Raw genomic sequence first — 9,129 nt, forward strand, 5'->3', positions numbered from 1 at the left:
GTAGAGCGCGGCCCGCACCGTCACGACCACGGTCAGGTCCCGGGCGGCGAGCACCCGGCGCACCGAGGCCCACAGCGTCTCCTCGCCGAGGAAGGCGGCGAGCGTGCCCGGGTCACCGCCGTACCGGTAGGCGAGGTCCAGCGGCACCACCGGTGTGCCGGTGGCCACGGCGGCCTGGAACATCGCCGGGCGGAAGCCACCGGCCGGGCGACAGTCGGTGGCGGCGCCGCACCAGGTCGTACCCTCCGGGAAGACCGCCACCGGCCGCCCGGAGCGCAGCGACTCGGCCACGCGCGCGACGGTGGCGGGCAGGTCGCGCGGGCGGGACCGGTCCACGAACACGGTGCCCGCCGCGGCGGCGAGCGCACCCACCACCGGCCAGCGCCGCACCTCGCGTTTGGCCAGCATCCGGGCCGGCGAGACCGCCAGCACCGCCAGGACGTCCAGCCAGGAGACGTGGTTGGCGACCAGCAGCGCCCGGCCGCGCGGCGCCCGGCCCCGGGCCACCAGCCGCACCCCGAGGGTACGCAGCGTCCACCGCGCCCAGCCGCGCGTCGCGGCCCGCCCACGCGCCGCCGGCAGCAGCGGCAGGAGCGCGGCCAGGCCGGCCCCGGCCAGCAGCATTCCGAGTACGCCGAGCAGCCGTCCCGCCCGGCGCAGCCGCGACACGTCCGGGGCGGTGTGCGGCGGCAGGCAGTCCGGCCCGCAGCCCGACACGGGCCGCCACAGGCCCTCCCCCGGCCCGCCCCCGGCACGACCGGCCACGCCCCCGACGGGACCGGCCGGGGCCCTGCCACGCGGAGGAGCATCCGCGGTCACGAGCCGCCGCCGAGGAAGTGCCGCAGGTAGCGCGGGTTCATCCGGTCGAGCGAGAACAGCACGTAGAAGTCGGCGCAGCCGAAGTCGCTGTCGTACGCCGGCTCACCGGCCACCCAGGCGCCGAGCCGCAGGTAGCCGCGCAGCAGCGGCGGCACGAGCGCCCGGCCCCCGGCGGGGGTGAGCGCGCCCGGGTCGGCGGCGGGCGCCTCGGCGAACCAGGGTCGGCGCGGGGTCACCCGCAGCGCCGGCGGGGCCAGGTGCCGGGCGCTGACCTCGGCCCACACCGCAGCGGCGGCGACCCCGCCGTCGGTGACCGGCACCGAGGCGCAGCCGCCGAGCCAGCGGGAGCCGCGCAGATGCAGGTAGCGGCAGATCCCGGCCCACATCAGGTTGATCACCGCGCCGGTCCGGTGGTCCGGGTGCACGCACGAGCGGCCCGCCTCGACCAGGTCGTCGCGGAGCGGGGCGAGCGGGCGCAGGTCGAACTCGCCGTCGGCGTACCGGCGTGCGGTGCGGCCGGGTGGCAGCAGCCGGTACGTGCCGACGACCTCGCCGGTGCCCTCGCGCAGCACCACCAGGTGGTCGCAGTGCGCGTCGAACTCGTCGGAGTCGAGCCCGGTGACGGCGCCCGGCACTGTGGCGCCGAGTTCGCCGGCGAACACCTCGTGGCGCAGGCGTTGCGCGGCCGCGACCAGTGTCGGGTCGTCGGCGATCAGCAGGGTGTAACCGCTGGTCGTGAGCGGTGCGCCAGCGGCGTGCAGAACGGCCATGGCTCCTGTGTAGGTGCCGTGGGTTGCCACCGGGCGGGGTGAGGGGTGTCGATCCGGTGAACGCCGGTCGGCGGCGTCGTGCGCACCGGGACGGCCGGGACGGGACCGGCGTGTGCGAGGCTGCCGGGCGGACCGCCCGCGACGGCGCCGGCGGCGGTGAACCCGGAGGTGCGCATGCTGGTCGAGGCCCGGTTCCAGGGACCGGACGGTTCGGGCAACGGCGGCTGGAGCGCCGGGATCTTCGCCGCGCTGATCGACGACCGGGGGCCGGTCGAGGTCACGTTGCGCCGGCCGCCGCCGCTGGAGACCCCGCTGACCGCCGCCGACGGCGAGGTACGCGACCCGGACGGCCAGTTGATCGCCCAGGTACGCCGGGTGCAGCCGGTCGAGGCGGTGGTGCCGCCGGTGGACCGGGCGACGGCGGCCGACGCCGCGCGGGCGTACCCCGGTCTGCTGGACCACCCGTTTCCCCGCTGCTTCGTCTGCGGCCCGGCGCACCCGGACGGCCTGCGGATCTTCCCGGGGCGGCTGCCGGACGGGCGGACCGCCGCGCCGTTCCGCGCCCCGGCCGAGGTGACGCCCGCGACGGTGTGGGCGGCGCTGGACTGCCCCGGCGGCTGGGCGGTGCTCGCGCCCGGCCGCCCGTACGTCCTGGGGCGGATCGCCGCACAGGTCACGGCGCTGCCACGACCCGGCGACGAGTGCGTGGTGACCGGCCTCGCGGTGGGCGGCGAGGGGCGGAAGGCGGAGGTGCACACCAGCCTGTACGGTGCGGACGGCGCATTGCTCGGCCGCGCCCGGGCCACCTGGGTGGCGCTGGCGACCGCCTGATGTCCTACCTGAGGAGGACGGCGCGTACACGTCCCGCCTGATTGACCCCCTTGCGCCGGGTTGGAAGGCTGTTGCGGGGCGCCCCCGCAACAGCGCCCCCACCGGCGCGCGTCATGCCCGCCGGGGCAGGAGAGGAGAATGATGTCCGACGGGCAGCCACGCCCCAGTGCCGGGACCGGCCAGATCATCGTGTCCGGCCTGACCAAGCAATACAAGACCGTCCGCGCGGTGGACAACCTGTCGTTCACCGTCGAGCCGGGCCGGGTCACCGGCTTCCTCGGCCCGAACGGCGCCGGTAAGACGACCACGCTGCGCATGCTGCTGAACCTGGTGACGCCGAGTGCCGGCACGGCGACCATCGGCGGCAGCCGGTACGCCGACCTGCCCGACCCGCTGCGCACGGTGGGCGCGGTGCTGGAGGCGTCCAGCGCGCACAAGGGCCGCACCGGCATCAACCACCTGCGGGTGATCTGCGCGGCGGCCGGGCTGCCGAAGGAGCGCGCCGACGAGGCGCTCGCCCTGGTCGGGCTCTCGCCCGCGGCGAAGCGCAAGTTCAAGGGCTACTCGCTGGGCATGAAGCAGCGCCTCGGTATCGCCGCGGCGATGCTCGGCAACCCGCAGGTGCTGATCCTGGACGAGCCGGCCAACGGCCTGGACCCGGAGGGCATCCGCTGGATGCGCGGCTTCCTCAAGGGGCTCGCCGCCGAGGGTCGTACGGTGCTGGTCTCCAGCCACCTGCTCTCCGAGATGCAGCTGCTCGCCGACGACGTGGTGATCATCGCGGCCGGCAAGCTGGTCCGGCAGGGTCCGGTCGACCAGGTGATGGCGTCGATGACGCACGGCGTCCGGGTGCGGGTGCGCACCCCGCAGGCCGACGAGCTGGCCACGGTGCTGCGCGAGCAGTCCGCCACCGTCGACGCCGACCCGCACGGCGCGCTGCTGGTCAGCGGCGTGGACGCCCCGACCGTGGGCCGCCTCGCACTGGCCGCCAAGGTCGAGCTGCACGAGCTGACCACCGAGCGGCCCGACCTCGAAGGGGTCTTCCTGGAGCTGACGGCCGGAAAGGCGGAGATCCGATGACGCTTGTCCGATCCGAACTGCTCAAGATCCGTACGACCAGCACGTGGTGGATCTTCGGGCTGATCAGCCTGGCGCTGTGGGCGCTCACGCTGTTCTTCAACTGGCTGCAGACCGAGGCGCTGGCCGGCGGGGACTTCGGCGAGGTGCCGGCCGAGCAGTCCGACCAGTTGCAGGCCATCTCGGCCGCCGACAACCTGGCGGCCAACCTCTACACCAACGGCCAGTTCTTCGGCCTGCTCATCGTGCTGCTGCTCGGCATCGTGGTGGTGACCAGCGAGTTCTTCCACCAGACGGTGACCACCACGTTCCTCACCGCGCCGCACCGCACCGCGGTGATGCTGGCCAAACTGGCCGCGGCTGGCGTGCTGGCGCTGCTGTTCTGGGTCGTCACCACGGTGCTGAACCTGATCACCGCGCCGCTGATCCTCAGCTCGGTGGACGTCGGCTCGCAGCTCGGCAGCGGGGCGATCTGGCGGGCGATCGCGCTCAACGGCCTGGCCTACGTGCTCTGGTCGGTGCTCGGCGTCGGGCTCGGCGTGCTGATCCGCAGCCAGATCGGCGCCACCGTGACCGGCATCCTGTTCTACCTGGGTGGCGCGATCGGCGCGGCGATCGTGCTGAGCCTGCTCGCCTCGCGGTACGGCGACTGGATCAACAAGCTCCAGCTGCTGGTTCCGTCGCTGGCCTCCGGGCTCATGGTGGGCGGCGACACCAACATCCCGGGCAACCCGCCGCAGTGGGCGGGCGCGCTGGTGCTGATCGGGTACGCGGTGGTGGCCGGCGCGATCGGCGTCGCCACGATCCGCAAGCGCGACATCTCCTGACCTCGCGGTCAGGCCGGGCCCCGGCCGGTGACACCCGTCACCGGCCGGGGCCTTCGCCGTCTAGCAGGAGTCGCCGGATCACGCAGCGTTTGCCGAACTTCTGGCATCTTCTGTGAAACGGACCACCAGCCGGAGGCGAGAATGCCTGCGCCCAGCGCACGGCGTAGCCTTGGCATCGGTTTACCCAGCGTCGGCAACCGGGGGTCACCGGGGGCCACCGTGACATTCACAACCGCGTGAAAGAGGCGATTAGCGGCCGTGTCGACCCAGCAGACTTCGCAGGAGAACCCACTGGCGGGTTTCGGCCCGAACGAGTGGATCGTCGAGGAGATGTACCAGCGCTACCTCGCCGACCCCTCGAGCGTCGATTCGGCCTGGCACGACTTCTTCGCCGACTACCGGCCGGCCCCGGGCGCCGCCACGCCGCGCCCGGAGGGGCAGGCCAAGCCGGCCGCGAAGCCGGAGCCGGCCGAGCAGCAGGAAGCAGTGACCACGGTCAAGGAGCAGCCCGCCAAGGCGGCCCCCGCCAAGGCCGAGCCGAAGGCGGCCGCCCCGGCCAGGCCCGCGGCGAAGCCGGCGGCGAAGGCGCCTGAGCCCGGCCAAGCCGGCCGCCAAGGCACCGACCGCGAGCGCCGCCGGCACCACGACGCTGCGCGGCGTCGCCGCCAAGATCGTGCAGAACATGGACGCGTCGCTGTCGGTCCCGACCGCCACCAGCGTGCGCGCCGTCCCGGCCAAGCTGCTCGTCGACAACCGCATCGTGATCAACAACCACCTGACCCGGGGTCGCGGTGGCAAGGTCAGCTTCACCCACCTGATCGGGTACGCGCTCGTGCGCGCCGTCGTCGAGCACCCGGAGATGAACAACTCCTTCGCCGAGGTCGACGGCAAGCCGGCGATGGTCCGCCCGGAGCACGTCAACCTGGGCATCGCGATCGACCTGGTCAAGCCGGACGGCTCGCGCAACCTGGTGGTGCCGTCCATCAAGGGCTGCGAGCAGATGGACTTCCGGCAGTTCTGGCAGGCGTACGAGGACGTGGTCCGGCGCGCCCGCCGCAACGAGCTGACCATGGAGGACTACTCCGGCACCACGATCTCGCTCACCAACCCGGGCGGCATCGGCACCGTGCACTCGATCCCGCGCCTGATGCAGGGGCAGAGCGCCATCATCGGCGTCGGCGCGATGGAGTACCCGGCCCCCTACCAGGGCATGAGCGAGGCCACCCTGGCCCAGCTCGCGGTCAGCAAGGTCATCACGCTGACCAGCACGTACGACCACCGGATCATCCAGGGCGCGCAGTCCGGCGAGTTCCTGAAGGTCATGCACGAGCTGCTGCTCGGTGAGCGCGGCTTCTACGACGACATCTTCACCTCGCTGCGCATCCCGTACGAGCCGGTGCGCTGGATGCGCGACGTCGCAGTCGACAGCGAAGGCCAGATCAACAAGACCGCGCGGGTGCACGAGCTGATCCACGCGTACCGGGTGCGCGGCCACCTGATGGCCGACACCGACCCGCTGGAGTTCAAGATCCGGAAGCACCCGGACCTGGACGTCCTCCAGCACGGGCTCACGCTCTGGGACCTCGACCGCGTCTTCCCGGTCAACGGCTTCGCCGGCCAGCAGCGGATGAAGCTGCGCTCGATCCTCGGCGTGCTGCGCGACTCGTACTGCCGCCGCGTCGGCATCGAGTACATGCACATCCAGGACCCGGAGGAGCGGCGCTGGATCCAGGAGCGGGTCGAGCGCAAGTACGAGAAGCCGAGCCAGGACGAGCAGAAGCACGTGCTGAACCGGCTCAACGCCGCCGAGGCGTTCGAGACGTTCCTGCAGACCAAGTACGTCGGCCAGAAGCGCTTCTCGCTGGAGGGCGGCGAGTCGCTGATCCCGCTGCTCGGCGAGGTGCTGGAGTGCTCCGCCGAGGCCGGGCTGGACGAGGTCGTCATCGGCATGGCCCACCGCGGCCGGCTCAACGTGCTGGCGAACATCGTCGGCAAGCCGTACGAGAAGATCTTCTCCGAGTTCGAGGGGCACCTCGACCCGCGCTCCACCCAGGGCTCGGGCGACGTGAAGTACCACCTCGGCCAGAACGGCAAGTTCACCACTCCGGACGGCGAGCACGCGGTCAAGGTGTCGGTGGTGGCGAACCCGTCGCACCTGGAGGCCGTCGACCCGGTGCTGGAGGGGATAGTCCGGGCCAAGCAGGACCGGATCGATCTCAAGCTGGAGGGCTACACCGTGCTGCCGCTGGCGGTGCACGGTGACGCCGCCTTCGCCGGCCAGGGCGTGGTCGCCGAGACGCTCAACCTGTCCCAGCTGCGCGGCTACCGCACCGGCGGCACCGTGCACGTGGTCGTCAACAACCAGGTCGGCTTCACCACCGCCCCGGAGTACAGCCGGTCCAGCCTCTACAGCACCGACGTGGCCCGGATGATCCAGGCGCCGATCTTCCACGTGAACGGCGACGACCCGGAGGCAGTGGTCCGGGTGGCCCGCCTCGCGTTCGAGTACCGGCAGGCGTTCAACAAGGACGTCGTGATCGACATGGTCTGCTACCGCCGGCGCGGGCACAACGAGGGCGACGACCCGTCGATGTCCAACCCGGAGATGTACAAGATCATCGACTCCAAGCGGTCGGTCCGGAAGCTCTACACCGAGGAGCTGATCGGGCGCGGCGACATCACCGTGGAGGACGCAGAGGAGCTGCTGCGCGACTACCAGGGGCAGCTGGAGCGGGTCTTCAAGGCCACCCGGGACGCCGCGACCACACCGCGTCAGCTCAGCCGCCCGCCGCGGGAGGAGGAGCCGGAGCCGCATGTCGACACCGCCACCGACGCCGCGGTGGTCAAGGCGATCGGCGAGGCGCACGTCAACCTGCCGGAGGGCTTCACCCCGCACAAGCGGATCCAGCAGCTGCTGGAGCGGCGCCGCAAGATGTCCGTCGAGGGCGGCATCGACTGGGGCTTCGCCGAGATCATCGCGTTCGGCACGCTGCTGCACGACGGCGTCACCGTCCGGCTCGCCGGGCAGGACTCGCGCCGCGGCACGTTCGTCCAGCGGCACGCCTCGGTGGTCGACGCCAAGACCGGCGAGGACTACCTGCCGCTGATGTCGCTCACCGCCGACGGCGAGCGGTCGCGCTTCTTCGTCCACGACTCGCTGCTCTCCGAGTACGCGGCCATGGGCTTCGAGTACGGCTACTCGGTGGAGAACATCAACGCGCTGGTGGCCTGGGAGGCCCAGTTCGGTGACTTCGTCAACGGCGCCCAGTCGGTGATCGACGAGTTCATCTCGTCCGGCGAGGTGAAGTGGGGTCAGCGCTCCGCGGTGACGCTGCTGCTGCCGCACGGCCACGAGGGCCAGGGCCCGGACCACACGTCCGGCCGCCCGGAGCGGTTCCTCCAGCTCTGCGCCGAGGACAACATGCGGGTGGCCATCCCGACCACCCCGGCGAACTACTTCCACCTGCTGCGCCGCCAGGCCATGTCGCCCAAGCGCAAGCCGCTGGTGGTGTTCACGCCGAAGTCGCTGCTGCGGCACAAGCTCTGCGTGTCGCCGGTCGAGGACTTCACCACCGGGACGTTCCAGCCCGTGCTGGCCGACACCGCGGCTCCGGCGCCGGAGCAGGTGAAGCGGGTGCTGCTCTGCTCGGGCAAGGTCTACTACGACCTGTTCCAGGCCCGGCAGGAGCGGGGCGTGACGGACACCGCGATCATCCGGATGGAGCAGCTCTACCCGCTGCCCGTCGAGGAGGTCCGGGCCGCGCTCGCGCAGTACCCGAACGCCGAGGACTTCGCCTGGGTCCAGGAGGAGCCGGCCAACCAGGGCGCCTGGTCGTTCGTCGCGCTCAACCTGCTGGAGCACCTGCCCGAGGTCCGGCTGCGCCGCATCTCCCGGCCGGCCGCCGCCGCCCCGGCGGTGGGCTCGGCGAAGATGCACGAGGTCGAGCAGAACGCGCTGATCGAGGCGGCTCTCCCCCGCCCGTGACACCACCGGCAGCGGCCCGTCCCGACCCGGGGCGGGCCGTTGCCGTACGACGAGAGGAACACCGTGTACTTCACCGACCGTGGCATCGAGGAGCTGGTCGAGCGCCGGGGTGACGAGCAGGTCAGCCTGGAGTGGCTGGGCGAGCGGCTGCGTGACTTCGTCGACCTGAACCCGGAGTTCGAGACCCCGATCGAGCGGTTCGCCACCTGGCTGGCCCGCCTCGACGACCCGGACGACGACTGACGCGCGCGGCCGGGCGCGGCCTCAGCCGGCCGCGCCCCGCCCGGCGACCCGCAGGTCCCCGGTACGCCGCAGCTTCTGCCAGCCCAGCCGGCCGCCGGTCAGCGCGGTGCCGACCGCCTGGAGCAGTACCAGGTACATGACCTGCCGGTAGACGAACTGCTGCAACGGCAGCACCCAGAGCACGCCGAGCCTCTCCCGGTCCAGCCGGAAGGCGAGCACCGCGGTGAGGAACTGGAGCGCGAGCATCACCAGCCAGGCCACCACCGTGTCGCTGCGGTCCAGGAAGATCAGCCCGTAGATGGCGAGCAGGTCGATCACCGGGGCGGCCAGCGGCAGCAGCACGCCGAACAGCGTCAGGAACGACAGGCACCGGCGGCCGAACCGGCCCGACGGACCGCTCTCGATCACCGAGCGCCGGTGCTTCCACATCGCCTGCATGGTGCCGTAGCTCCACCGGTACCGCTGCTTCCACAACTGGCCGATGGTGGTCGGCGCCTCGGTCCAGGCGCGGGCGCTCTCCTCGTACACGATGTGCCAGCCGGCGCGGCCGACGGCGATGGTGACGTCGGTGTCCTCG

The 9,129-nt window shown here is 72.3% G+C and carries 7 protein-coding genes and 1 pseudogene; 5 read left to right on the top strand and 3 right to left on the bottom strand.

Features of this window, described 5'->3' with window-relative positions; genetic code table 11:
• Both KBX39_RS14260 and KBX39_RS14265 read right to left on the bottom strand, forming a co-directional pair.
• On the bottom strand, positions 1-765 hold a 765-nt coding region (locus KBX39_RS14260; RefSeq protein ID WP_210870980.1), incomplete at its 3' end, for a 1-acyl-sn-glycerol-3-phosphate acyltransferase.
• 50 nt (positions 766-815) lie between these two features.
• On the bottom strand, positions 816-1,589 hold the full coding sequence (locus KBX39_RS14265) for a GNAT family N-acetyltransferase (protein ID WP_166457188.1): 774 nt from the start codon (positions 1,587-1,589) through the stop codon (positions 816-818).
• Between the two features lie 174 nt (positions 1,590-1,763).
• On the opposite strand from KBX39_RS14265, the gene KBX39_RS14270 reads away from it, so the two are divergent.
• From KBX39_RS14270 to KBX39_RS14290, 5 genes and pseudogenes are all read left to right on the top strand, one after another.
• On the top strand, positions 1,764-2,420 hold the full coding sequence (locus KBX39_RS14270) for a hypothetical protein (protein WP_210870982.1): 657 nt from the start codon (positions 1,764-1,766) through the stop codon (positions 2,418-2,420).
• A gap of 141 nt (positions 2,421-2,561) precedes the next feature.
• On the top strand, positions 2,562-3,500 hold the full coding sequence (locus KBX39_RS14275) for an ABC transporter ATP-binding protein (RefSeq protein WP_043328547.1): 939 nt from the start codon (positions 2,562-2,564) through the stop codon (positions 3,498-3,500).
• Positions 3,497-4,324, top strand: a complete 828-nt coding sequence (locus tag KBX39_RS14280) for an ABC transporter permease (protein ID WP_064447869.1) — start codon at positions 3,497-3,499, stop codon at positions 4,322-4,324. The genes KBX39_RS14275 and KBX39_RS14280 overlap by 4 nt, the downstream gene beginning before the upstream one ends.
• A 258-nt stretch (positions 4,325-4,582) precedes the next feature.
• Positions 4,583-8,309 (top strand): annotated as a pseudogene (locus KBX39_RS14285) (multifunctional oxoglutarate decarboxylase/oxoglutarate dehydrogenase thiamine pyrophosphate-binding subunit/dihydrolipoyllysine-residue succinyltransferase subunit).
• A gap of 63 nt (positions 8,310-8,372) precedes the next feature.
• The gene (locus tag KBX39_RS14290; RefSeq protein ID WP_030503218.1) at positions 8,373-8,552 is read left to right on the top strand and encodes a DUF6104 family protein; all 180 of its coding nucleotides are present in this window, start codon (positions 8,373-8,375) and stop codon (positions 8,550-8,552) included.
• A 21-nt stretch (positions 8,553-8,573) separates the two neighbouring features.
• On the opposite strand, the gene KBX39_RS14295 is transcribed toward KBX39_RS14290, so the two are convergent.
• On the bottom strand, positions 8,574-9,129 hold a 556-nt coding region (locus KBX39_RS14295; RefSeq protein WP_210870984.1), incomplete at its 5' end, for a glycosyltransferase family 2 protein.

It is taken from the genome of Micromonospora sp. D75 (assembly GCF_018070405.1).
Classification (GTDB): domain Bacteria; phylum Actinomycetota; class Actinomycetes; order Mycobacteriales; family Micromonosporaceae; genus Micromonospora; species Micromonospora chalcea.

Excerpts from the sequence above, each read along its gene's own strand:
- KBX39_RS14265 (WP_166457188.1), bottom strand. The coding sequence starts at position 1,589 with ATGGCCGTTCTGCACGCCGCTGGCGCACCGCTCACGACCAGCGGTTAC.
- KBX39_RS14270 (WP_210870982.1), top strand. The coding sequence starts at position 1,764 with ATGCTGGTCGAGGCCCGGTTCCAGGGACCGGACGGTTCGGGCAACGGC.
- KBX39_RS14275 (WP_043328547.1), top strand. The coding sequence starts at position 2,562 with ATGTCCGACGGGCAGCCACGCCCCAGTGCCGGGACCGGCCAGATCATC.
- KBX39_RS14280 (WP_064447869.1), top strand. The coding sequence starts at position 3,497 with ATGACGCTTGTCCGATCCGAACTGCTCAAGATCCGTACGACCAGCACG.